At 63.3% G+C, this 22,895-nt stretch carries 19 protein-coding genes and 1 pseudogene; 8 read left to right on the plus strand and 12 right to left on the minus strand.

From position 1 onward, the window contains the following. Positions 1-356: 356 nt before the first annotated feature. Together NTD80_RS14955 and ctlX are read right to left on the minus strand one after the other, a co-directional pair. The gene (locus NTD80_RS14955; RefSeq protein WP_065903976.1) at positions 357-1,403 is read right to left on the minus strand and encodes an ornithine cyclodeaminase; all 1,047 of its coding nucleotides are present in this window, start codon (positions 1,401-1,403) and stop codon (positions 357-359) included. Between the two features lie 11 nt (positions 1,404-1,414). Further along, the gene (gene ctlX, locus NTD80_RS14960; protein WP_262134158.1) at positions 1,415-2,341 is read right to left on the minus strand and encodes a citrulline utilization hydrolase CtlX; all 927 of its coding nucleotides are present in this window, start codon (positions 2,339-2,341) and stop codon (positions 1,415-1,417) included. 285 nt (positions 2,342-2,626) lie between these two features. Here ctlX and NTD80_RS14965 point away from each other — a divergent pair, with 285 nt between their 5' ends. Beyond that, positions 2,627-3,523, plus strand: a complete 897-nt coding sequence (locus NTD80_RS14965) for a GNAT family acetyltransferase (RefSeq protein WP_083221379.1) — start codon at positions 2,627-2,629, stop codon at positions 3,521-3,523. Positions 3,524-3,640: 117 nt separating this feature from the next. Here the strand turns inward: NTD80_RS14965 and NTD80_RS14970 are convergent, their stop codons facing one another. The 5 genes from NTD80_RS14970 to NTD80_RS14990 form a co-directional block, all read right to left on the minus strand. Continuing rightward, a complete protein-coding gene (locus tag NTD80_RS14970; protein WP_065903971.1) occupies positions 3,641-4,660 on the minus strand; it encodes a branched-chain amino acid aminotransferase in 1,020 nt (339 codons plus the stop codon). A gap of 226 nt (positions 4,661-4,886) precedes the next feature. After that, a complete protein-coding gene (gene lpdA, locus NTD80_RS14975) occupies positions 4,887-6,266 on the minus strand; it encodes a dihydrolipoyl dehydrogenase (RefSeq protein WP_065903968.1) in 1,380 nt (459 codons plus the stop codon). A gap of 4 nt (positions 6,267-6,270) precedes the next feature. Continuing rightward, complete coding sequence (locus NTD80_RS14980; RefSeq protein ID WP_262134159.1) at positions 6,271-7,527, minus strand: dihydrolipoamide acetyltransferase family protein; 1,257 nt, start codon at positions 7,525-7,527, stop codon at positions 6,271-6,273. Beyond that, a complete protein-coding gene (locus NTD80_RS14985; RefSeq protein ID WP_065903963.1) occupies positions 7,528-8,586 on the minus strand; it encodes an alpha-ketoacid dehydrogenase subunit beta in 1,059 nt (352 codons plus the stop codon). 1 nt (position 8,587) lies between these two features. Continuing rightward, on the minus strand, positions 8,588-9,823 hold the full coding sequence (locus tag NTD80_RS14990) for a 3-methyl-2-oxobutanoate dehydrogenase (2-methylpropanoyl-transferring) subunit alpha (protein ID WP_065903960.1): 1,236 nt from the start codon (positions 9,821-9,823) through the stop codon (positions 8,588-8,590). A 195-nt stretch (positions 9,824-10,018) separates the two neighbouring features. On the opposite strand from NTD80_RS14990, the gene bkdR reads away from it, so the two are divergent. After that, entirely contained in the window at positions 10,019-10,507 is a 489-nt protein-coding gene (gene bkdR, locus NTD80_RS14995; protein ID WP_056861361.1) for a Bkd operon transcriptional regulator BkdR, read from the plus strand. A gap of 749 nt (positions 10,508-11,256) precedes the next feature. Here bkdR and NTD80_RS15000 read toward each other — a convergent pair. Next, a complete protein-coding gene (locus NTD80_RS15000) occupies positions 11,257-12,120 on the minus strand; it encodes an MBL fold metallo-hydrolase (RefSeq protein WP_262134160.1) in 864 nt (287 codons plus the stop codon). Positions 12,121-12,214: 94 nt separating this feature from the next. On the opposite strand from NTD80_RS15000, the gene NTD80_RS15005 reads away from it, so the two are divergent. The 5 genes and pseudogenes from NTD80_RS15005 to NTD80_RS15025 form a co-directional block, all read left to right on the plus strand. Further along, complete coding sequence (locus tag NTD80_RS15005) at positions 12,215-12,550, plus strand: ArsR/SmtB family transcription factor (RefSeq protein WP_053256978.1); 336 nt, start codon at positions 12,215-12,217, stop codon at positions 12,548-12,550. Positions 12,551-12,600: 50 nt separating this feature from the next. Further along, positions 12,601-13,845, plus strand: coding sequence for an FAD/NAD(P)-binding oxidoreductase (locus NTD80_RS15010; protein WP_262134161.1), 1,245 nt, complete (start codon positions 12,601-12,603; stop codon positions 13,843-13,845). Beyond that, positions 13,846-14,652 (plus strand): sulfite exporter TauE/SafE family protein, encoded by an 807-nt coding sequence (locus NTD80_RS15015; RefSeq protein ID WP_120449063.1) that lies wholly within the window; start codon positions 13,846-13,848, stop codon positions 14,650-14,652. 120 nt (positions 14,653-14,772) lie between these two features. Continuing rightward, positions 14,773-15,918, plus strand: a complete 1,146-nt coding sequence (gene nosP / locus NTD80_RS15020) for a nitric oxide-sensing protein NosP (RefSeq protein WP_262134162.1) — start codon at positions 14,773-14,775, stop codon at positions 15,916-15,918. A gap of 262 nt (positions 15,919-16,180) precedes the next feature. Further along, positions 16,181-17,812: pseudogene (locus tag NTD80_RS15025) on the plus strand (NahK/ErcS family hybrid sensor histidine kinase/response regulator); the annotation flags it as partial. Positions 17,813-17,831: 19 nt separating this feature from the next. On the opposite strand, the gene NTD80_RS15030 reads toward NTD80_RS15025, so the two are convergent. Further along, entirely contained in the window at positions 17,832-18,497 is a 666-nt protein-coding gene (locus tag NTD80_RS15030) for a response regulator transcription factor (protein WP_262134163.1), read from the minus strand. A 27-nt stretch (positions 18,498-18,524) separates the two neighbouring features. Next, complete coding sequence (locus NTD80_RS15035; RefSeq protein ID WP_262134164.1) at positions 18,525-19,064, minus strand: PQQ-dependent catabolism-associated CXXCW motif protein; 540 nt, start codon at positions 19,062-19,064, stop codon at positions 18,525-18,527. A 153-nt stretch (positions 19,065-19,217) separates the two neighbouring features. On the opposite strand from NTD80_RS15035, the gene NTD80_RS15040 reads away from it, so the two are divergent. After that, complete coding sequence (locus tag NTD80_RS15040; RefSeq protein ID WP_065903938.1) at positions 19,218-19,844, plus strand: response regulator transcription factor; 627 nt, start codon at positions 19,218-19,220, stop codon at positions 19,842-19,844. Between the two features lie 130 nt (positions 19,845-19,974). Here NTD80_RS15040 and NTD80_RS15045 read toward each other — a convergent pair whose 3' ends face one another. Continuing rightward, a complete protein-coding gene (locus NTD80_RS15045) occupies positions 19,975-20,622 on the minus strand; it encodes a pentapeptide repeat-containing protein (RefSeq protein WP_262134165.1) in 648 nt (215 codons plus the stop codon). A 143-nt stretch (positions 20,623-20,765) separates the two neighbouring features. Further along, positions 20,766-22,658: a quinoprotein ethanol dehydrogenase gene (gene exaA, locus NTD80_RS15050; RefSeq protein WP_262134166.1), complete on the minus strand. Its 1,893-nt coding sequence runs from the start codon at positions 22,656-22,658 to the stop codon at positions 20,766-20,768. Positions 22,659-22,895: the final 237 nt, after the last annotated feature.

Below are 22,895 nucleotides of genomic sequence, written 5' to 3' on the forward strand. Positions count from 1 at the left end.
TGATGTCAGGGCAGTAAACGGATCAAGCAATGTTTTCCAGGGTGCAGGGCTCTTCGTGGCGAGGGGGCTCGCCCCCCTTGGACTGCGCAGCAGTCCTAAATCCTGTCACCGTGTCTTTTGGGTCGTTCGTGGAGCATGTACGGGGCCGCTTCACAGCCCGTCGCGGGCAACCCCGCTCGGCACAGAGAATGCTTCATAGTGGTGCGTTTTTTGTGTCGTTTGGTTGGGGGTTAAAGCGCAAATTGCGCTGTTAAAACTGCCAATGCAGCGGAATCGGCTGCCGCACCCGCTGAATCGGCTTTTGACCCCCTCAATTCTGGCCTGCCCCCGGCGCAAAGCGGCAGGCCAGAGCGGTCTCAGGCGCGCTTTTTCTGCTGTACGCGGGGTTGTTGGGCCAGGCGCGCAAACAGGTCTTTCGGGTCGGCGAGGTCCGGTACCAGTTCCAGTTCGCTGCCCACGTCCAGCGCCTTGGCCACGTCCAGGACGTAGCGCAGGGCCGAGTAGTCTTCGATGGCAAAACCGACCGAATCGAACAGGGTCACCTGGCGCGCATTCTCGCGGCCGGGCTGTTGGCCGTTGATCACCTGCCACAGCTCGGTCACCGGCGAATCTTCCGGCATGTGCTGGATTTCACCTTCGATACGGCTTTGCGGTTCGTACTCGACGATCACGCGGGCGCGCTCGACGATACGTCGATCCAGCTCGGTCTTGCCCGGGCAGTCGCCGCCCACGGCGTTGAGGTGCATGCCGGGTTCGATCATGTCATCGGTGAGGATGGTGGCGTAGGCCTTGTCGGCAGTGACGGTGGTGACGATGTCCGCACCCTTGACCGCTTCCGCCACGCTGCCGGCGAGGATCACTTTGATCGCCGGGAATGCCTTGAGGTTGGCCGCCAGCTTGGCGGTGGCCTTGGGGTCGATATCGAACAGGCGGATTTCGTTGATGCCGAGCATGGCGTGGAAGGCCAGGGCCTGGAACTCACTTTGCGAGCCGTTGCCGATCAACGCCATGCTGCGGCTGTTGTCGCGGGCCAGGTAGCGGGCGACCAGCGCCGACGTCGCGGCGGTACGGATCGCCGTGGTCAGGGTCATTTCCGCGAGCAGCACCGGCTTGCCGGTGTCGACGTCACCCAGGGCGCCGAAGGCCATGACGGTGAGCATCCCGGCCAAGGTGTTCTTCGGGTGGCCGTTGACGTACTTGAAGGCATACAGCGAAGCGTCCGAGACCGGCATCAGCTCGATCACGCCGTCCGGCGAATGGTTGGCCAGGCGCGCGCACTTCTCGAAATCCTGCCAGCGCAGGTAGTCGGCGCGGATGTACTCGGCCATCTCGGTGATGCAGGTTTGCAGGCCTTTTTGCGAAACCAGGTAGCTGAGATCGTTGACGTCGATATAACGGGTCATGGCAAGACTCCTTATTGAAATGAGGGACGGGCTGGCAGATGCACTTCGGCCAGCATGCAGCGGGCACTGCCGCCGCCGATGCGTTCGATGTTGTCGATGTTCACCACCACCGGCCGGGTGTGGCGTTCCACGTGCGCGCGCTGGGCCGGTTGCAGGGCACCCCAGGCGCTGGCCGACATCACCAGCAGCGGCTGGCCGTCGCGGTCGTGGACTTCAAGCATGTTGCCGGCGAAGGCCTCGAGCTGGTCGAAGTCGAGGGCGAGGATGTCTTTGCCGGTGTCACGCAGGGAGCGTTCCAGGGCCTGGCGCTCGTCGGCATGGGGCAGGGCTTGCAGGCACACCACCGAGAGGTCGCGGCCGACGCTCATCATCACGTTGCTGTGGTAGATCGGCGCGTGGTGGCGGTCGACGGCGTGGAACACGCACAGTTGGTAGTCGAGGCGTTCGGTGAACTGGCGCAGGGCGTCGTGGTGGGTGCGCCCGGAGTGGCAGGCGTAGCTGATGCGATGCTGGCGGTCGAGCACCATGCTGCCGGTGCCTTCGAGGAAGATGTTCTGTTGTTCGAGGTGACTCAGGTCGATGGTGTGCTTGATCGCAAAGCGCTGTTCCAGCACTTGCAGCACGCCTTTGTTGCGCTCCAGTCGTCGGTTCTGGCCTTCCATCGGGTACAGCACCAGGCTGCCGTCGGCGTGGCTGCTCCACCAGTTGTTGGGGAAAATCGAATCGGGAGTGTGGGGCGTCGGCGTGTCCTGCACCACCAGGACTTCCACGCCGTGCTGGCGCAGGGTGTCGACATAGCCATCGAACTCTTCCAGCGCTTTGTGCTGTGCACTGAGCGGGTCAAGGGGCGGGCGCTGGAAACGGTTGTTGATCGCGGTGTCCGGGTTGAAGGCAAAGCGCGCCGGGCGAATCATCAGGACGGTGTTGGTGGTTTGCATGGGTGCACGGATCCATGGGGTTGAGCAGTGGCGCTATTTTGTCGCTTGTGCGGGATGAATCCCGGCTGAAACGAAGGGGTGGCTCAGCCGGGAAAGCTGAAAAGGTGGGTAGGGCAGCCGAATCGGCTGTAAGGGTTGGAGCAGGGTCGAAAGGTGGGAGCGGGCTTGCTCGGGAATGGGGTCTGTCAGCACTGGATTGGGTGACTGACACTGCGCATTCGCGAGCAAGCCCGCTCCCACATTGGTATGGTGGCGTCTGCCAAACCGCTGCAGCAAGGAGCAACTATGTCGACCGCTGTCCGTACTGCCCAACCCGCCGATGCCGAGGGAATCAGCCAGGTCATCCTGGCGGCCTTGCACAGCAGCAATGCGCGGGATTACCCCGCGGATGTGATTGCCCGGGTAGCGGCTAACTTCACCCCCGATGCAGTGCTGGCATTGCTGACGCGCCGGGTGGTGCTGGTGGCGGTGCAGGAACAGGTGATTGTCGCCACGGCCGCCCTGGACGCCAATGTGGTGCGCTCGGTGTTCGTTAATCCGGCGCTGCAAGGGCAGGGCATTGGCCGGCTGTTGATGATTGAAATCGAAGTGCGCGCCCGCGAGGCCGGGGTGACGGTGTTGAGTGTGCCGTCTTCGCTGACCGCCGAGCCGTTCTATACCAAGCTGGGGTTTCAAACGGTCCGCGATGTTTACCACGGCAACGAGCGCACCTTGGTGATGGAGAAGACGCTGTTGTCGCGCCATCCCATCGGGCTTTATCGCGACCGCCAGCACCGGGCGCAGGTGGTGGCGTTGTGGCAGGAGGCATTCGGGTATGACACCGCGCACAACCTGCCAACCCTGGCCATTGATAAGAAGCTGGCCGTCAACGATGGGCTGTTTTTCGTGGCAACGGACAAGAAGGTGGTGATCGGTACGATTCTGGCCGGCTACGACGGTCATCGCGGCTGGCTGTATTCGGTAGCCGTGCACGCTGACTATCGGCGTCATGGCCTGGGTTCCTCGCTGGTGCGCTATGCCGAGCAGGCATTGACGGCCCTGGGCTGCATGAAGATCAATCTGCAGGTCACCAGTGGCAACGAGGCGGTGGCGGGGTTCTACGAGGCGTTGGGGTATGGGGTGGAGGCGAGGATCAGCATGGGCAAGAAGATTGCCGCGAACATCCCCAAGAGCGGGGCATAAACCGGTAGGAGCCGGCTTGCCGGCGATGAGGCCCTTGAATCCAATTCAGGATTCAAGGTAGCCATCGCCAGCACGCCGGCTCCTACAGAGTCGTGTGGCTCAGCCGGGTGTGGGCTGTCAGACCTTGACGATCCAGCCCGCCGGGGCTTCGATGTCGCCGGTTTGCACGCCGGTCAGCTCTTTGTAGAGCTGCTGGGTGATCGGGCCGACTTCGGTTTCGCTGTGGAACACGTGCAGCTTGCCGTTGTACTGGATGCCGCCGATTGGCGAGATCACGGCGGCAGTGCCGCAGGCGCCGGCTTCCTTGAAGTCCGCCAGTTTGTCGATGAACACTTCGCCCTCGATCACTTCCAGGCCCAGGCGGGTCTTGGCCAGTTCGATCAACGACAGGCGGGTGATGCCTGGCAGCACCGAAGGCGACTTCGGCGTGATGAACTTGTTGTCGTGGGTGATCCCGAAGAAGTTCGCCGAGCCGACTTCCTCGATCTTCGAGTGGGTCATCGGGTCCAGGTAGATCGCGTCGGCGAAACCGGATTTCTTCGCTTCGGAACCCGGCATCAGGCTGGCGGCGTAGTTGCCACCGACCTTGGCGGCACCGGTGCCCTGTGGCGCGGCGCGGTCGAAGGTGGAGATCTGGAAGTTGTGCGGCACCAGGCCACCCTTGAAGTAGGCGCCGACCGGGATCGCGAACACCGAGAAGATGAACTCCGGCGCGGTACGCACGCCGATGTTGTCACCGGTGCCGATCACGAACGGGCGCAGGTACAGCGCGCCGCCACTGCCGTACGGCGGGATGAAGCGCTCGTTGGCCTTGACCACTTGTTTGCAGGCTTCAATGAAGTCTTCGGTCGACACATGTGGCATCAGCAGGCGGGCGCAGCTGCGTTGCATGCGGGCGGCGTTCTGGTCCGGGCGGAACAGGTTGATCGAGCCGTCCTTGCAACGGTAGGCCTTGAGGCCTTCGAAGCACTGCTGGCCATAGTGCAGGGCGGTGGAGCCCTCGCTGATGTGCAGCACGTTGTCGTCGGTCAGGGTGCCTTTTTGCCACTCACCGTCTTTCCAGACTTGGAGAAACCGTTTGTCGGTCTTGATGTAGTCAAAACCCAGCTTGTCCCAATTGATGCTTTCGTTACCCATGACACCCTCTATCTCTGGTCAACCGCCTGGTCGAAGGCAGGCTTGTCGGTTTTTTTCTGGATGGGCGCAACAATACTTCATTCTTGGCCGGTGTGGGAGCGGGTGGGCGGGCCATTCAGCAGCTGTATTGGCTGATCCACCGCTATCGCAGGCAAGCCAGCTCCCACATTTGCAATGCATTTTACCTGTGGGAGCTGGCTTGCCCGCGATGGCCTCACCGCGGTCGTTAAAGGTGCAGCGCGTGGCCCAGGGCCCTTAAAGCGGCTTCCTGCACAGCTTCGCCGAGCGTCGGATGGGCGTGGATGGTGCCGGCCACGTCTTCCAGGCGCGCGCCCATTTCAAGGCTCAGGCCGAAGGCGGTGGACAGCTCGGACACGCCGACGCCCACTGCCTGCCAGCCGACGATCAGGTGATTGTCACGCCGCGCCACCACCCGCACGAAGCCGGTTTTCGACTCCAGGGTCATGGCGCGGCCATTCGCCGCGAACGGGAAACTCGACACGATGCAATCCAGTCCGGCCGCCTTGGCCTCGTCCGGGGTCTTGCCGACCACCACCAGCTCGGGGTCGGTGAAACACACGGCCGGGATGGCCGCCGGGTTGAATTCGCGGGACTTGCCGCTGATCAGTTCGGCGACCATTTCACCCTGGGCCATGGCACGGTGCGCGAGCATCGGTTCGCCGCTGAGGTCGCCGATCGCCCACACATTGCGCATGCTGGTCTGGCAACGGCTGTCGATCTTGATCGCGGCGCCGTTCATTTCCAGGTTCAGTGCCTCGAGGTTCCAGCCCTGGGTGTTGGGTCTGCGACCCACGGCAACCAGTACCTGATCGGCGTCCAGCGACACGGTGTCGCCATTCGGATCACGGACCTGCAGGCTATTGTTGTCGAACCCGGTGACGCTGTGCTTGAGGTACAGCTTCACGCCCAGGTGCTTGAGGGATTCGGCCACCGGCTGGGTCAGCTCGGCGTCGTAGGCGGGCAGGATGCGGTCCTGCGCTTCGACGACGCTGACCTGCGCGCCAAGCTTGCGATAGGCAATCCCCAGCTCCAGGCCGATATAACCACCACCGACCACGATCAGGCGCTTGGGCACACGAGTTGGCGCCAGGGCTTCGGTGGAGGAAATGATCGGCCCGCCAATCGGCAACATCGGCAGGTTGACGCTTTTCGAACCGGTGGCCAGCAGCAGGTGCTCGCACTGGATGCGCTGGTCGCCGACGTCGACGGTCTTGCCGTCCACCACCTTGGCCCAGCCGTGGATCACCTGCACCTTGTGCTTCTTCAGCAGCGCGGCAACGCCGGTGGTCAGGCGGTCGACGATGCCATCTTTCCATTCCACGCTCTTGCGGATGTCCAGGGTCGGCACGTCCACTTCGATGCCCAGTTGCGAGCCCTGGCTGTGGTGGATGGTTTGCTGGAACTGTTCGGCCACGTGGATCAGGGCCTTGGACGGGATGCAGCCGATGTTCAGGCAGGTGCCGCCCAGCGCCTGGCCTTCCACCAGGATGGTCGGGATGCCTAACTGGCCAGCCCGGATCGCTGCCACATAACCGCCAGGTCCGCCGCCGATGATCAGCAGCGTGGTATTCAATGTCTGAGTCATGCCCTTACTCCAGGAACAGGCTGGCGGGTTGTTCGAGCAGGCCACGGATGGCCTGGATGAATTGCGCCGCGTCCATGCCATCGACCACGCGGTGATCGAAGGAGCTGGAGAGGTTCATCATCTTGCGCACCACGATCTGGCCCTTGATCACCATCGGCCGCTCAACGATGCGGTTGACGCCGACGATGGCCACTTCGGGCAAGTTCAGCACCGGGGTGCTGACGATGCCGCCGAGCGCGCCCAGGCTGGTCAGGGTAATGGTCGAACCCGACAATTCATCGCGGCTGGCCTTGCCAGTGCGTGCGGCCGTGGCCAGGCGTGCGATTTCCTCGGCGTTGCCCCACAGGCTGCGGGCTTCGGCGTGTCGCACCACCGGCACCATCAGGCCGACGTCGCTCTGGGTGGCGACACCCACATGCACCGCGCCGAGGCGGGTGATCACCTGGGCTTCGTCGTCATAGCGCGCGTTGATCTGCGGGAAATCGCGCAACGCCACGACCATCGCCCGCACGATGAACGGCAGCAGGGTCAGCTTGCCGCGGGTGGCGCCGTGCTTCTCGTTGAGGTGTACGCGCAGCTCGTCGAGGGCGGTGACGTCGATCTCTTCCACGTAGCTGAAATGCGCGGCGCGCCGGGTAGCATCCTGCATGCGCTGGGCGATCTTGCGGCGCATGCCGATCACCGGGATCTGTTCTTCGCTGGTGCGTTCGGCGTAGGGGTTGGCGGCGCTGTGATTGTGCGCCGGGCGCTGCAGCAAATAAGCGTCCAGGTCTTCGTGCAGAATGCGCCCCGCCGGGCCGGAGCCCTGGACCAGGCGCAGCTGGATCCCGGCATCCAGCGCATGCTTGCGCACGGCGGGGGAGGCCAGCGGGCGTTCGTCGGCTTCACGCGCCACGGGCGCCTGGGCCTTGATGACTGCCGGTGCCGGCTTGCTTTCAACCGGCGCCGGCTTGGCTTCGACCACCGCAGCGGCTTTCACCGGTTCACTTACCGCAGGCGCTTCCTTGGCGTTACCGGCGCCTTCGACTTCAATACTGATCAAGATACTGCCCACGGCCATGACTTCACCCGGCTCGCCGCCGAGTGCAATCACCTTGCCGTGCACCGGCGAGGGAATGTCCACCATCGCCTTGTCGGTCATTACATCTGCCAGCACCTGGTCTTCGACGACCATGTCGCCGACCTTCACGTGCCACACCGACAGTTCAACTTCCGCGATGCCTTCGCCAATGTCCGGCATCTTGATAACGTGCGTGCCCATTCAGACCTCCATGACCCGTTTCAACGCCGCGCCCACTCGGGACGGCCCTGGGAAATACGCCCACTCCTGCGCGTGCGGGTAGGGGGTGTCCCAACCGGTGACGCGTTCGATTGGCGCTTCCAGGTGATGGAAGCAATGCTCCTGCACCAGCGACACCAGCTCGGCACCAAAGCCGCAGGTGCGGGTGGCTTCATGCACCACCACGCAACGGCCGGTCTTTTTCACCGACTTGACGATGGTTTCCAGGTCCAGTGGCCACAGGCTGCGCAGATCAATGACTTCGGCGTCGATGCCGGTTTCCTCGGCGGCGACTTGCGACACATACACGGTGGTGCCGTAGGTCAGCACCGTGACGGCCGAGCCCGGACGCACGATGGCGGCCACGTCCAGCGGCACGGTGTAGTAACCGTCCGGCACCTGCGCTTGCGGGTGCTTGGACCACGGCGTCACCGGGCGGTCGTGGTGGCCGTCGAACGGGCCGTTGTACAGGCGCTTGGGCTCGAGGAAGATCACCGGGTCATCGTTTTCGATCGAGGCGATCAGCAGGCCCTTGGCGTCATACGGGTTGGACGGCATCACGGTGCGCAGGCCGCAGACCTGGGTGAAGACCGCTTCGATACTCTGGCTGTGGGTCTGGCCGCCGTAGATGCCGCCGCCGCAAGGCATGCGCATGGTCAGCGGCGCAGTGAACTGGCCGGCCGAGCGATAACGCAGGCGCGCGGCTTCGGAGATGATCTGGTCGGTCGCCGGGTAGACGTAGTCGGCGAACTGGATTTCTGCCACCGGACGAAGGCCATAGGCGCCCATGCCCACGGCCACGCCGATAATGCCGCTTTCGGAGATCGGCGCGTCGAACACCCGCGAACTGCCGTACTTGGTCTGCAAGCCTTCGGTGCAACGGAATACGCCGCCGAAGTAACCGACGTCCTGGCCGAATACCACCACATTGTCGTCACGCTCAAGCATCACATCCATGGCCGAGCGCAGGGCCTGGATCATGGTCATGGTGGTGGTGGTCATGGCGGTTTCCAATTCGATGCTGTTGTTGTGATCGTTCATGTCAGATCCCCAACTCTTGACGCTGGCGCTTCAAGTGCTCCGGCATCTCTTTATAGACGTCTTCGAACATGGTCGCGGCGCTTGGAATCTGGCCACCGGCCAGGGTGCCGTACTGTTCGGCTTCTTTCTGGGCCGCAATCACTTCGGCTTCCAGTTCAGCGCTGACCGCCGCGTGTTCCTCTTCGGACCACTGGCCAATCTTGATCAGGTGCTGCTTGAGACGGGCAATCGGGTCGCCCAGCGGGAAGTGACTCCAGTCGTCGGCAGGCCGGTATTTGGACGGATCATCGGAGGTTGAGTGCGGACCGGCGCGGTAGGTGACCCATTCGATCAGGGTCGGGCCGAGGTTGCGGCGCGCACGCTCGGCGGCCCAGGCGGAGGCGGCGTACACCGCGATGAAATCGTTGCCGTCGACCCGCAGGGAAGCGATGCCGCAGCCCACGCCGCGTCCGGCGAAGGTGGTGGCTTCACCGCCGGCGATGGCCTGGAAGGTGGAGATAGCCCATTGGTTGTTGACCACGTTGAGGATCACCGGCGCGCGGTAGACGTGGGCGAAGGTGAGGGCGGTGTGGAAGTCCGATTCGGCCGTGGCGCCGTCGCCGATCCAGGCGGAGGCGATCTTGGTATCGCCCTTGATCGCCGAGGCCATGCCCCAGCCTACACCTTGTACGAATTGGGTGGCGAGGTTGCCGGAAATGGTGAAGAAACCCGCGTCCTTGACCGAGTACATGATCGGCAGCTGGCGGCCCTTGAGCGGGTCGCGCTCGTTGGACAGCAGTTGGCAGATCAGGTCCACCAACGGCACGTCGCGGGCCATCAGGATGCTTTGCTGGCGGTAGGTGGGGAAGCACATGTCGTCGATGTTCAAGGCCAGGGCCTGGGCGCTGCCGATGGCTTCTTCGCCAAGGCTTTGCATGTAGAACGACATTTTTTTCTGACGCTGGGCGACGACCATGCGGTTGTCGAAGATGCGCGTCTTGAGCATCGCGCGCATGCCTTTGCGCAGGATCTCCACCGGTACACCTTCGGCCCACGGGCCCAGGGCCTGGCCCTGGTCGTCGAGGACGCGGATCAGGCCCTTGGCCAGGTCGGCGGTGTCGGCGGGTTCTACGTCGATGGCGGGTTTGCGCACCAGGCCGGCGTCGGTCAGGCGCAGGTAGGTAAAGTCGGTCTTGCAGCCGGGGCGGCCTGAGGGTTCAGGCACATGCAGGCGCAGTGGTTCGTACTGCTGGGTCATGGCTTTCTACGCTCTATCTTGTGAATTTCTTGTAGTGGGCGCGCTAGCTGACAGTCAGTCTTCGGGTAGAAGAAATCTTGTCCTACAACAATCATAGGCGTGGCGTAGAAGAATATTTATCTGTGTTTCATTGCGCTCGGGATCATTTGCGGATAAAAAAACTGCATAAACATAATAAACAGGTGATTTTGTCTCATGCGCAAACTGGACCGTACCGATATCGGCATTCTCAATGCCCTGCAAGAGAATGCGCGGATCACCAACGCCGACCTCGCCCGCTCGGTCAACCTGTCGCCGACGCCGTGTTTCAACCGGGTCAAGGCGATGGAGGAACTTGGGCTGATTCGTGACCAGGTCACGCTGCTCGATGCCGACCTGCTGGGGCTGCACGTCAACGTGTTCATCCATGTGAGCCTGGAAAAGCAGAACGAACTGGCGTTGCAGCAGTTCGAGGGGGCGATTTCCGACCGCCCGGAGGTGATGGAGTGCTACCTGATGGCTGGCGACCCGGACTACCTGATCCGCGTGCTGGTGCCGACGATCCAGTCGCTGGAGCGCTTCATGATGGATTTCCTGACCAAGGTGCCGGGCGTGGCCAACATCCGCTCCAGCTTTGCGCTCAAGCAAGTGCGCTACAAAACCGCGCTGCCGCTGCCGGCCAATGGCATCAGCCTGGGCAATTGATTGACACCGCTCTCACAGATCCAAACACAGCCCAACATGTGGGAGCTGGCTTGCCTGCGAAAGCGGTGGATCAGTCGCCGAATGCACCACCTGACGGATCGCCTTCGCGAGCAAGCCCGCTCCCACAGGGGATTAGGGGTTAGGCCTAGGTCTCCGGGTGCATGGAGATCGAACGTGGGAGCTGGCTTGCCTGCGAAAGCGGTGTATCAGTCGCCGAATGCACCACCTGACGGATCGCCTTCGCGAGCAAGCCCGCTCCCACAGGGGATTAGGGGTGAGGCCTAGGTCCCCGGGTGCATGGAGATCGAATGTGGGAGCTGGCTTGCCTGCGAAAGCGGTGGATCAGTCGCCGAATGCACCACCTGACGGATCGCCTTCGCGAGCAAGCCCGCTCCCACAGGGGATTAGGGGTGAGGCCTAGGTCTCCGGGTGCATGGAGATCGAATGTGGGAGCTGGCTTGCCTGCGAAAGCGGTGGGCCAGCCAGCTTATCTGCACCTGATACACCGCCATCGCAGGCAAGCCAGCTCCCACACGGGATCGATGTTTTTACAGTGGGTTGAGCGGGGATCTTCAGGTACGTCACGCCATTCTCCTCAGCTGGCAACAGCGTCGACATCCCCAGCCCTGACACAACCGCGGACAAATGTGGGAGCTGGCTTGCCTGCGAAAGCGCTGGGCCAGCCAGCTTATCTGCACCTGATACACCGCCATCGCAGGCAAGCCAGCTACCACGCGGGATCGATGTTTTTACAGTTGGTTGAGGGGGATCTTCAGGTACGTCACGCCATTCTCCTCAGCCGGCGGCAGATTGCCCGCGCGCACGTTCACCTGGATCGCCGGCAGTAGCAATGTCGGCATCCCCAACCCGGCATCGCGCGTGGTGCGCATCTCGACAAACGCGTTTTCATCGACGCCGTCATGCACATGAATATTGCCCGCGCGCTGCTCGGCCACGGTCGTCAGGCACTTGGCCTCGCGGCCCTCGGGCGGATAGTCATGGCACACATACAGCCGGGTCTGCGGGGGAAACGCCAAGAGCTTGCGCATCGACGCATACAACTGCCGCGCATCGCCGCCGGGGAAGTCGCAGCGCGCCGTGCCCACGTCCGGCATGAACAACGTGTCGCCCACCAGGATCAACTGGTCGTCGATCAGGTAAGCCATGTCCGCCGGCGTATGCCCCGGCACGTGCAGCGCCTGGGCCTTGAGGTTGCCGATATGAAACACCTCGTCCGGCGCAAACAGGTGGTCGAACTGCGAGCCGTCCACGCGAAACTCCGGCTCCAGGTTGAACAAGTGCTTGAAGACGCCCTGCACCTTGCTGATGGACGCGCCGATGGCAATCTTGCCACCCAGGAGGCGGCGCAGGTAGGGCGCCGCGGACAGGTGATCGGCATGCGCGTGGGTTTCGAGCAGCCATTGCACGTGCAGGTCGTGCTCGCGGACGAAGGCGATGACCTTGTCGGCCTGGGCCGTGTCGGTGCGCCCCGAAGCCGGATCGTAGTTGAGCACCGAGTCAACGATGGCGCAGGGGCCACCGTCGGTTTCATGCACGACGTAGGTGTAGGTCGACGATGCCTCGTCCAGAAAGGCTTGAATCAACGCTGGCATGGCGGCGGTCCCTGGTGAAGAAAAAAGTGGTTACAATCAGTTTACATTTACACATAATGTTTTGAGCTTAAGTGACAGAAAGGACCCGAGGCAAATGGAATCTACTCTGAGTGAGGGCGAAGTCGCCCAGTTGCGCGCATCGGCGTCCAAGGCCTGTTCCTTACTCAAGGCGCTGGCCAACGAAGACCGTTTGTTGATCCTCTGCCAGCTGACCCAGGGCGAGCGCAACGTCGGCGAGCTGGAAACCATGACCGGCGTGCGCCAACCGACGCTGTCACAACAGTTGGGCATCTTGCGCGATGAAGGGTTGGTCGCCACCCGTCGGGAAGGCAAATACATCTTCTACGGGCTGGCCAGCCACGAAGTGATCCAAGTGATGAAGACCTTGTCCGGGCTGTACTGCGGCGCGGTCATGAAAAGCTGGGCGTGACGCCATCCGGCAGCGACCCTTGTGTGCATGTATAAGAAAGGCGATCGACCATGAATGACCAACACTGGGGCCCTACCATCAGTGGCGATATCGTAGTCATCGGCGGCGGTTCGGCGGGCATCGGCCTGCTGGCCAGCCTGCTCAAGCGCGACCCGCACCTGAACATCACCCTGATCGAACCCAGCGACCACCACTGCTACCAGCCGGCCTGGACGTTGGTGGGCGGCGGTGCCTATGACCTGGAAAAGACCCGCCGCCCGCTGGCCGATGTGCTGCCCAATGGCGTGACCTGGGTGCAGGCTGCGGTCACCGAGCTGTTGCCCGACGAACACACCCTGGTACTCGACAACGGCCAGCGCGTGACCTGGCAAAACCTCATCGTCTGCCCCGGCCTGCGCCTGGCCTGGGAGAAGATCGAGGGGCTGCAGGACACGCTGGGCCGCAATGGCGTGACTTCCAACTACAGCTATCAGTACGCGGCCTACACCTGGCAGTTGGTGCAGCAATTGAAGGGCGGCAAGGCGATCTTTACCCAGCCGGCGATGCCGATCAAATGTGCGGGCGCACCGCAGAAGGCCCTGTACCTGTCCTGCGACCATTGGCTCAAGCAAGGCCATCTGAACAATATCGACGTCGAATTCAACCTCGCCGGCGCGGCGCTGTTTGGGGTCGCGACCTTCGTGCCGCCGCTGATGAAATACGTGGAGAAGTACAACGCCCGCCTGGCATTCAATGCCAACCTGGTGAAAGTCGACGGCCCGGCCCGCAAGGCCTGGTTCGACGTGAAGGACGCCGAGGGCAACGTCACCGTGGTCGAGAAATCCTTCGACCTGCTGCACGTGGTGCCACCCCAGGTCGCACCGGAGTTTATCCACCAGAGCGCGCTGGCCGACGCCGCCGGTTGGTGCGAAGTGAACCCCCATAGCCTGCAACACCTGCGCTACCCGCACATCTTCGGGCTGGGCGATGTGTGCGGCACCACCAATGCCAAGACCGCTGCCGCGGTGCGCAAGCAAATCGTGGTGGTCGCCGAAAACCTGCTGGCCCTGCGCAAACAGGCGCCATTGCCGCTCAAATACGACGGCTACGGCTCCTGCCCGCTGACGGTGGAGAAGGGCAAGGTGGTGCTGGCCGAGTTCGGTTATGGCGGCAAGCTGTTGCCGACCTTTCCCCTCGACCCGACCCGCGCGCGGCGTTCGATGTGGTTCCTCAAGGCGACGTTGCTGCCATGGTTCTACTGGAACGGCATGCTCAAGGGGCGCGAGTGGCTGACCCGCTTGAGCAAGGTGGACTGAATGCTGCTGGCGAGTGTTTTAGGCATCTTGATGGGCCTGGTCATGGGCCTGACCGGCGCGGGCGGCGGCATCCTTGGCGTGCCGGCGTTGGTGCTCGGGTTGGGCCTGAGCATGACCCAGGCCGCGCCCGTGTCCTTGCTGGCGGTGGGCGCGGCGGCGGCGGTGGGTGCGATTGACGGCCTGCGCCATGGCCTGGTGCGGTACCGTGCCGCGCTGTTGATCGCCTTGCTCGGCGCGCTGTTCTCGCCGCTGGGGGTGTTCCTCGCCCACCAGATGCCGGAAGCGCTGCTGATGGGCCTGTTCAGCGCGCTGATGGTGCTGGTGGCCTGGCGCATGTTGCAGCGCGAAAAGGTCGAAGCCGGGCCGAGTGACCATGGCGCCGCGTCCTGGGGCCAGAAGAACTGCATGCTCGACCAGCAGACCGGGCGCCTGGCCTGGACCGCCAAGTGCAGCGCGACACTCGCTGCACTCGGCGCGGTCACGGGCGCCGTGTCCGGCCTGCTCGGGGTCGGCGGTGGCTTCCTGATCGTGCCGGCGTTCAAGCAACTCACCGATGTGCAGATGCGCGGCATCGTCGCCACTTCGCTGATGGTGATCAGCCTGATCTCGCTGATCGGCGTGGTCGGCGCGTTCCACGCCGGTGTGCGCATCGAGTCGATGGGCTGGGTGTTCATCGCCGCGAGCATTGTCGGCATGTTGATCGGCCGGCGCCTGTGCTCGGTGATCCCCGCGCGGACCCTGCAGGTCGGGTTTGCCAGCCTGTGCGTGCTGGTGGCGGCCGGCATGTTGGTCAAGGCGGCGGTCTGATGTGAAACGCCTGCGACGCCACGACAATTCATCCCATCGCATCCCCCCACCCAGTACCCAAGTAGCATAGGTCCCACCCCCGGGCCTTCGTACACTCATGCTTCAGAGGGGGAACCAGCGATGCACAACAGTGAAGGCGTAGTCAGTGCCATGTCCCAGGCCGCCGATGCCGGGCACGCGGCCGAGGAGTTGGCGCGGCAACTGCTGCATCCGTACCTGGGGTTCGTGCTGTTTTTCTGTTCCGCTTCCTACGACCTCCAGGCACTCGGCCAGGCCCTGCAGCAGTGCTTTGGCAGTGTGCGTGTGGTGGGTTGCACCAGTGCCGGCGAGATCACGCCCCAAGGTTATGGCCGCAATTGCATCACGGCGGTGGGGTTCAATCACGCGCACTTCTCCATTGCCACCGAACTCATCGACCAGGTTGAACACTTCAGCCTGATCAACGCCCAGGACATGGTCGAGCGGCTGGTCGGCGGCTGTCGCAGCAATACCCTGGCGCCGATCAAAGGCAATACCTTCGCCCTGACCTTACTCGATGGCCTGTCCAGCCGTGAAGAAATGGTGCTCGCCGCCCTCAGCGCGGCGCTCGGCGACATCCCGCACTTCGGCGGTTCGGCCGGCGATGACAACTTCCTCACCGACACCCACGTGTACTTCAACGGCGCCTTCCACAGCGGCGCGGCGGTGGTGGTGCTGGTCAACACCTGGCTGGACTTCGAGGTCTTCACCACCCACCACATCCTGCCGCGCACCGAGAAGCTGGTGGTGACCGGCGCCGACAGCCCGTCACGCCGGGTGTTCGAGCTCAATGCCGAACCCGCCGCCGAGGAGTACGCGCGGCACATCGGCGTGGCCGTGGCCGACCTCGACCACCGGCTCTTCGCCGCCCACCCACTCGCGGTGCGCATCCACGACCAGTACTACGTGCGCGCGATCCAGCAAGTGCACGCCGACCTGAGCCTGAGTTTCTATTGCGCGGTGGAAAACGGCATCGTCCTCACCGTGATGAAGCCCGGGCCGATCCTGCCGAACCTGCAAGGCCTGTTCGATGGCCTGCACGCGCGCCTCGGCGAGCTGCTGCTGACCATCGGCTGCGACTGCTTCCTGCGCCGCCTGGAGCTGGAAGACACCGGTACCCTGGAGCAGATCGGTGGCTTGCTGCGTGACCAGCGGGTGATGGGGTTCAACACCTACGGAGAACAGTTCAATGGCATGCACATCAACCAGACCTTCACCGGGGTCGCCATTGCCCGTGGCCGGCGCTGAGCTGCTCGCCGAGGTCGCCCGGCTGCAACAGGACAACCACAAGCTGGCGCGGATCAATGCGGCGCTGATCGAGCGCATCGAGTCCGGCATGACCCAGGGCAACAATCCCTACACCACCTTTCAGCATTCGGTGGTGCTGGCCGAGCAAGTCCGCGAACGCACCGACGCGCTGAACCAGGCGATGGCCGAACTCAAGGCCAGCAACCACCTGCTGATCAACGCCCGGCTGCGTGCCGAAGCCCTGCGCGGCGAACAGGTGGCGGCGCAGCAGGCCCAGGCCAGCGAGCGCTGGATTCGCCTGATCACCGACAACGTGCCGGCCCTGATCGGCTACCTGAATGCCGACCTGGTCTACGAGTTCACCAACAAAGTCTATGAAGAATGGTACTGCTGGCCGCGCGGGATGATGCTTGGCCAGAGCCTGCGCGAAGTCCACAGCGAGCAGCATTGCCAGCGCCTGGATGCCTACGTCGCCCGCGCCCTGGCCGGGGAGAGCGTGACCTTTGAGTTCGCCGAGACCAACATCAATAACCAGGAGCGCTACATGCTGCGCTCCTATGTGCCGAACATGCTCGCCAACGGTGAAGTGGTGGGGATTTTCGTGCTGATTCGCGACATCACCGAACGCCGGCGCACCGCCGAAGCCCTGCACCAGGCCTATCAGCACCTGGAGCAGCGCGTGGCCCAGCGCACCTCGGAACTGACCTCGCTCAACGGCCAGTTGTTGAAGGAAATCGATGAGCGCCGGCGCATGGAAGCACGCCTGCGCGAGGCCAAGCGCGAGGCCGAGCAGGCCAACCTGTCGAAAACCAAATTCCTCGCCGCCGTCAGCCACGACCTCTTGCAACCGCTGAACGCGGCGCGGCTGTTTACCAGTGCATTACTGGAACGCCCCAGCGAAACCCTGGTGCGCAACGTGAGCAACTCCCTGGAAGACGTGGAAAACCTGCTGGGCACCCTGGTGGATATTTCCAAGCTGGATGCCGGGGTGATCAAGGCCGATATCGCCCCGTTCGCCCTGAGCGAATTGCTCGATAACCTGGCGGCGGAGTACACCGAGCTGGCCCGCAGCGAAGGCCTGCAGTTGCATTTTGTCGGCTGCTCGGCGCTGGTGCACAGTGACATCCAGCTGCTCGCGCGGATCCTGCGCAACCTGCTCAGCAACGCGATTCGCTACACCTACAAGGGCCGCGTGGTGCTGGGCTGCCGACGCCAGCACCAGCGCGTATTGATCCAGGTGTGGGACAGCGGCATGGGCATTGCCGAGGAGCGGCTGGAGGAGATTTTCCAGGAGTTCAAGCGCGGTGACGTGCAGCGCCCGGACCAGGATCGCGGCCTGGGCCTGGGGCTGGCGATCGTGGAGAAAATCGCCGGGATACTCGGTCATCGCATCAGCGTCAGGTCCTGGCCGGGCCAGGGCTCGATGTTTTCGGTGGAGGTGCCGTTGAGCACCATCGCGCCCAGGTCCTTGCCGATGCCGTGCATGAGCGAGCCGCTGCTGGAGCGCCTGCAGGGCGCGCGGGTGTGGGTGCTGGATAACGATGCGGCGATCTGCGCGGGAATGCGCACCTTACTTGAAGGCTGGGGCTGTTGCGTGGTGACGGCGTTGTCAGAGCAGGACCTGGCGCGGCAAGTGGACAACTACCATGCCGAGGCGGACCTGCTGATCGCCGACTACCACCTCGACCACGACCAGAACGGCGTGGACGCCGTCGCCCGCATCAACGCCCGGCGCGGACGTGCGATCCCGGCGATGATGATCACCGCCAACTACAGCAATGAGTTGAAGCTGCAGATCCGCGAACTGGGGCACACGCTGATGCACAAGCCGGTGCGGCCGATGAAGCTCAAGACGGCGATGAGTCACTTGCTCGGCCAACACGTCGCCCTGTAGGCCGGGGAGTTGGGCAGGATCAGCGACGCAGGTACGAGCCGAAATCAATGTCCCCGGCACTGAGGATCGCCTGCACCCGGTTATGCACATTCAACTTGCGCAGAATCGCCGACACGTGAGCCTTCACCGTGGTCTCGGCAATCTCCAGGGTGTAGGCGATCTGCTTGTTCGACTCGCCCTTGGTCATGCGCTCCAGCACCAGCAGCTGCTTGCGGGTCAGGGCTTGCAGCAGCTCGGGGGCGAAGCCGGGGTTTTCGTTGAGACGCCGGTGCGTGCCGGGCTTGTGGGTGCGGATGATGTCCGGTGGCAGGTACACATTGCCGTTGAGAATCTGCTGGATCGCCTCGGTCATTTGCAGGCGCGGCGAGGACTTGGTGATAAACCCCACGGCGCCATAGGTGATGGCCTGCAGCACGATCTGCTTGTCCTGCTCGGCGGAGACAATCACCACCGGGATGGTCGGCGATTCGTTGCGCAGGTTGATCAGGCCATTGAGGCCGTGCATGCCGGGCATGTTCAGGTCGAGCAGGATCAGGTCGAGGTCGTCGTGTTCCTGGGTCAGCGCGAGGGCACTGTCCAGGTCGGCGGTTTCCATCACGTCGCTGCCGGGGAACCCGTCGCTGATGACGTTATGGATCGCCTCGCGAAACAGCGGGTGATCGTCGGCAATCAGAATTTTGTACATGGCCGTTCACCTTCTTGTTGTGGATTTTTATTCAAAGGGTTCGGGTGCTGCAGCCGTCACTGGCAGATTCGCCGCTTCCCATGCGTCCAAGCCATCGCGGTACCAATACACAGAGGTATAGCCCAGGTTGGCGGCTCGTTTTACCGCGTTCCAACTCAGCCAGCAATCGGCGCGGCAGTAGAACACCAGCGGCCGGCCCAGGTCGCCGTGGGTGTATTTGTACAGGTGCCGCACGAAATAACCCTGCCATTCCGGCGTGAGGTCGCCGTCGCCGGTATTGGCCAGCCAGTGGCTGCCGGGCAGGTTGGCATGCGGCTGGTCCTCGATGAAGCGGCCTTGCAGCCACTGGCGGCGGTACACATCGACCAGCACCGGAGCGGGCGTTTGGCGCAGCAGGGTTTGCAGGGCCTGGGTGTCGACAATCGTCGCGCCTGGCAATTGGTCGGGCGTAGGGCTGCGGTACAGGCTGAGACGGTAGCCTTCGGCGGAAAACAGTGGGGTGTCGGCGCAGGTGTAGCCGACGAACAGGCACAGCAGTGCCACGAGGGGCAGTCGAGCGGGCAGCATGGCAAGGCAATCCTTATCGTTATGCGCCCATTACACGTGAGTCGCGCTGCCTTGGGAATGCGACGATAGACAGCAAAACCAGTACCAAAGTAGTAGGTCGCGGCAGACCCCGGGGTTCTAGCATGGGGAAGATACGCTGCCATTGGAGGCACTATGAACATCCTGCTGGTCGATGATCACGCCGTGGTCCGCCTGGGGTATGCCGGCCTGCTGCGCCACGGGCTGCCGGGCGTGGTGGTCCGTGAAGCGGCGAGCGGCGAGGAGGCCCTGGCGCGGGTGCACGAGGCGGTGCCCGCGCTGGTGATCATCGGCTTCGGCCTGCCGGGGATCAGCGGCCTGGAAACCACCCGCCGCCTGCGCCAGCGCCTGCCGCAGTTGCGCGTATTGTTCTTCAGCCAGCATGCGGAACTGCCGGTGGTGCGCCAGGCCCTGGACGCCGGCGCCGCCGGTTACCTGACCAAAAACGCCTCGCCGGCGGTGATGCTTGAGGCGGTGCAGCGCATCCTCGACGGCCACACCTACATCGAACAGGACCTGGCCACGCAACTGGCCTATCATCCCACCGACCGTCGCCTGCAGGGCATGACCCAGCGCGAGCTGGAGATTTTCCTGATGCTCGCCAAAGGCACCCCGGCACGCTCGATTGCGGCCCAACTGAGTATCAGCAGCAAGACCGTGTCCAACCACCTGACCTTGCTCAAGAGTAAGTTGCAGGTGAGTTCCCATGCCGAGCTGGTCCACCTGGGCATCGATATGGGTGTAGTGCGAGTGGCGGGCTGATCTCTACCTGGTGCACGCGGCCCCTGTGGGAGCGGGCTTGCTCGCGAATATGTTGTGTCAGTATCAGGTGTGCTGACTGGCCCGGCGCTTTCGCGAGCAAGCCCGCTCCCACATGTTGGTCAGCGGCGTGCTAGCGATCCCAGGTGGTGGGGCAGTCCTTGCAGCCTTCCATGTTCGCGTCCTGGAAATTCCCGTAATGCTGGCGCGCACCGGTCAGGGTGGCGTTTTCCAGATTGCTTTCACCGAACTTGGCTTCCTGCAGATTTGCATCGCGCAGGTCCGCCCCTTGCAGGTCGGCCTTGCTCAGCCAGGTCATTTCCAGGTCCGCCGCGCGCAGGTTGGCCTTGTGCAGCTTGGCTCCGGACAGTCGCGCAAACTGCAGGTAGGCCGCACTGAGGTTGGCGTTCTCGAACTGCGCACCCTGGGCGAAGAGGCCCCAGCCCTGGATCGCCATCAACGTCGCGTCGGTGAAATTGGCCAGGCGCAGGTTGCTCTGTTGCAGGCTCGCGCGGGTCAGGTTGGCGCCTTGCAGCTGGGCTTTTTCCAGGTTGGCCAGGTCGAGGTTGGCGTGGCGCAGATCGGCCTCGCGCAAGTCGGCGTCGGCCAGGTTCATCTTGCTCAGGTTCTGATTGCTCAGGTTGGCGCCCTTGAGATTGGCGCCAGGGCACTGGCTGTGTTCGGCGATGGTGCAGCCGTTGATCACCAAGGGCGCGTCGTCGCCATCGTCGGCGTGGGCCAGGGGCAGGGACAGCAGGAGTAACAAGGGCAGGTATTTCATGACGAGACCTCGAAGGTGGCGGGGTACCTGTCGCACCGACTGCGCAGCAGCCGATGCGAAAGGAAGAATGCCGGGGCCGCTTCGCAGCCCAGCGCGGGGCATGCCCGCTCGCCACAAAAGGCGACCCCGCATTCTCGGAGGGGTTACTTCTGAGCGGTTTTCAGGTCCCAGCTCGGGATCTTGAACACCCAGAACGAGCCCCCTTGTGCCACCGGCTTGGTCAGCTCGGCCATGTCGCCCCCCCACAACGGCACCGCGCCGCCATAACCGACGGTGACGCCGATGTACTGCTCGCCATCCTGTTCCCAGGTGATCGGCGGCGAGACGATGCCGCTGCCGGTCTGGAACTTCCACAGCTCCTTGCCGGTTTTCGCGTCGAAGGCCTTGAAGAAGCCGTCGCCGGTGCCGGTGAATACCAGGTTGCCCTTGGTTGCCAGCACGCCGGCCCACAGTGGCAAGTGTTCCTTGTGTTCCCACACCACTTTGCCGGTGGTCGGGTTCATCGCGCGCAACGTGCCGACGTGGTCGTCATACATGCGCTTGATGCGAAAACCCATGCCCAGGTACGCCGAGCCTTTCTTGTAGTTGACCTCTTCGGTCCAGTATTCCTCTTTCCACTGGTTGCCCGGGATGTAGAACAGGCCGGTGTCCTGACTGTAGGCCATGGGGTTCCAGTTCTTGCCGCCCAGGAACGGCGGCGAGACTTCCACCGGCTTGCCCTTGGTTTCACCCGGCAGCGGTTTGGCCGGACGCTGGCCTTCGTTTTCCACCGGACGCCCGGTCTTCAGGTCGATATGGCTGGCCCAGGTGATGTTGTCGACGAACGGGAAGGCGTTCTGCAGCTTGCCGTTGGTGCGGTCGACCACATAGAAAAAGCCGTTGCGGTCGGCGTGGCCGGTAGCCTTGGTGACTTTGCCGTCCTTGTCCTTGTAGTCGAACAGCACCAGTTCGTTGTTGCCGGAGAAGTCCCAGGCATCGTTCGGGGTGTGCTGGTAGAACCACTTCACTTCGCCGGTGCTCGGGTCGACGCCGACCTGGCCGGAGGTGTAGAGGCTGTCGAAATCGTGTGGGTTGCCGTCCTTGGCGGTGCGCGCCCAGGTGTTCCACGGGCCCGGGTTGCCGGCGCCGACGATGATGGTGTTGGTCTCGGCATCGAAGCTCGCGCTCTGCCAAGGTGCGCCGCCGCCGTGGCTCCAGGCCTCGACCTTGCCGGTTTCGGTGGTCGGGTCATTCGGCCACGACGGCGCCTTGACGTCGCCGGTCGGGGTGCTGTCCTTGCCGTTCAGGCGGCCCATGTGGCCTTCCACGAACGGGCGCATCCACACTTCTTCGCCGGTGTCCGGGTCGCGCGCATACAGCTGGCCGACCACGCCGAACTCATCGCCGGAGCTGCCGTGGATCAGCAGCACCTTGCCGCTGACCTTGTCCTTGATCAGCACCGGGGCGCCGGTCATGGTGTAGCCGGCGGCGTGGTCGCCGAATTTCTTGTTCCACACCACTTTGCCGGTGTTCTTGTCGAGGGCGATCAGGCGCGCATCGAGGGTGCCGAAGTAGATCTTGTCGCCGAAGATCGCCGCGCCACGGTTGACCACGTCACAGCACGGGCGAATGTTGTCGGGCAGGCGATGGTTGTAGGTCCACAGGCGTTTGCCGGTCTTCGCGTCGAGGGCGAACACGCGGGAGTAGGAGCCGGTGACGTAGACCACGCCGTCGCTGACGATGGCCTGGGATTCCTGGCCGCGCTGTTTCTCGTCGCCGAACGAGTAGGACCAGGCAGGCGTGAGCTTGAACACGTTCTTGTCATTGACCTGGGCCAGCGGGCTCCAGCGCTGGGCATTGGTGCCCATGCCGTATTGCAGCACGTCCTTTGTGGTCAGGTGGTCGTTGGCGATGTCTTCCCAGGTGACGTTGCGCGTCTGCTTCGCAGGTTCGGCAGCGGCATGGCTGGCAGCACTGAGGGACAGGCTGCCCACCAGCAGAAAGGCTTGCAGGGCAAGGCTCAAGGGTGAGAGGGCGGGTAGCGATCTTATTGTCATGGTTGCAGTTCCCAGTGGAGGTTTTGGCCTGCACAGGGTGCGACGTCCATGGGTGTGCGAATACGGAAAAAGTCCCGGTGTTGCCGGGACAATTTCCCGAACCGCCTCTGATTTAGCAGTGCCCCACAAGGCCTGCTACCAACGGATGAGAACCCGACCACCAAAGCAGCATACGGGTGCCGCCGAGCGCTTCCTAAGATGGTTGCCATAGCCTCTGCCAAGAGGTTTTGCGTGCAC

Source organism: Pseudomonas sp. 13B_2.1_Bac1, assembly GCF_025466155.1.
Classification (GTDB): domain Bacteria; phylum Pseudomonadota; class Gammaproteobacteria; order Pseudomonadales; family Pseudomonadaceae; genus Aquipseudomonas; species Aquipseudomonas aylmerensis.

Excerpts from the sequence above, each read along its gene's own strand:
- NTD80_RS14955 (WP_065903976.1), bottom strand. The coding sequence starts at position 1,403 with ATGACCCGTTATATCGACGTCAACGATCTCAGCTACCTGGTTTCGCAA.
- ctlX (WP_262134158.1), bottom strand. The coding sequence starts at position 2,341 with ATGCAAACCACCAACACCGTCCTGATGATTCGCCCGGCGCGCTTTGCC.
- NTD80_RS14965 (WP_083221379.1), top strand. The coding sequence starts at position 2,627 with ATGTCGACCGCTGTCCGTACTGCCCAACCCGCCGATGCCGAGGGAATC.
- NTD80_RS14970 (WP_065903971.1), bottom strand. The coding sequence starts at position 4,660 with ATGGGTAACGAAAGCATCAATTGGGACAAGCTGGGTTTTGACTACATC.
- lpdA (WP_065903968.1), bottom strand. The coding sequence starts at position 6,266 with ATGACTCAGACATTGAATACCACGCTGCTGATCATCGGCGGCGGACCT.
- NTD80_RS14980 (WP_262134159.1), bottom strand. The coding sequence starts at position 7,527 with ATGGGCACGCACGTTATCAAGATGCCGGACATTGGCGAAGGCATCGCG.
- NTD80_RS14985 (WP_065903963.1), bottom strand. The coding sequence starts at position 8,586 with ATGAACGATCACAACAACAGCATCGAATTGGAAACCGCCATGACCACC.
- NTD80_RS14990 (WP_065903960.1), bottom strand. The coding sequence starts at position 9,823 with ATGACCCAGCAGTACGAACCACTGCGCCTGCATGTGCCTGAACCCTCA.
- bkdR (WP_056861361.1), top strand. The coding sequence starts at position 10,019 with ATGCGCAAACTGGACCGTACCGATATCGGCATTCTCAATGCCCTGCAA.
- NTD80_RS15000 (WP_262134160.1), bottom strand. The coding sequence starts at position 12,120 with ATGCCAGCGTTGATTCAAGCCTTTCTGGACGAGGCATCGTCGACCTAC.
- NTD80_RS15005 (WP_053256978.1), top strand. The coding sequence starts at position 12,215 with ATGGAATCTACTCTGAGTGAGGGCGAAGTCGCCCAGTTGCGCGCATCG.
- NTD80_RS15010 (WP_262134161.1), top strand. The coding sequence starts at position 12,601 with ATGAATGACCAACACTGGGGCCCTACCATCAGTGGCGATATCGTAGTC.
- NTD80_RS15015 (WP_120449063.1), top strand. The coding sequence starts at position 13,846 with ATGCTGCTGGCGAGTGTTTTAGGCATCTTGATGGGCCTGGTCATGGGC.
- nosP (WP_262134162.1), top strand. The coding sequence starts at position 14,773 with ATGCACAACAGTGAAGGCGTAGTCAGTGCCATGTCCCAGGCCGCCGAT.
- NTD80_RS15030 (WP_262134163.1), bottom strand. The coding sequence starts at position 18,497 with ATGTACAAAATTCTGATTGCCGACGATCACCCGCTGTTTCGCGAGGCG.
- NTD80_RS15035 (WP_262134164.1), bottom strand. The coding sequence starts at position 19,064 with ATGCTGCCCGCTCGACTGCCCCTCGTGGCACTGCTGTGCCTGTTCGTC.
- NTD80_RS15040 (WP_065903938.1), top strand. The coding sequence starts at position 19,218 with ATGAACATCCTGCTGGTCGATGATCACGCCGTGGTCCGCCTGGGGTAT.
- NTD80_RS15045 (WP_262134165.1), bottom strand. The coding sequence starts at position 20,622 with ATGAAATACCTGCCCTTGTTACTCCTGCTGTCCCTGCCCCTGGCCCAC.
- exaA (WP_262134166.1), bottom strand. The coding sequence starts at position 22,658 with ATGACAATAAGATCGCTACCCGCCCTCTCACCCTTGAGCCTTGCCCTG.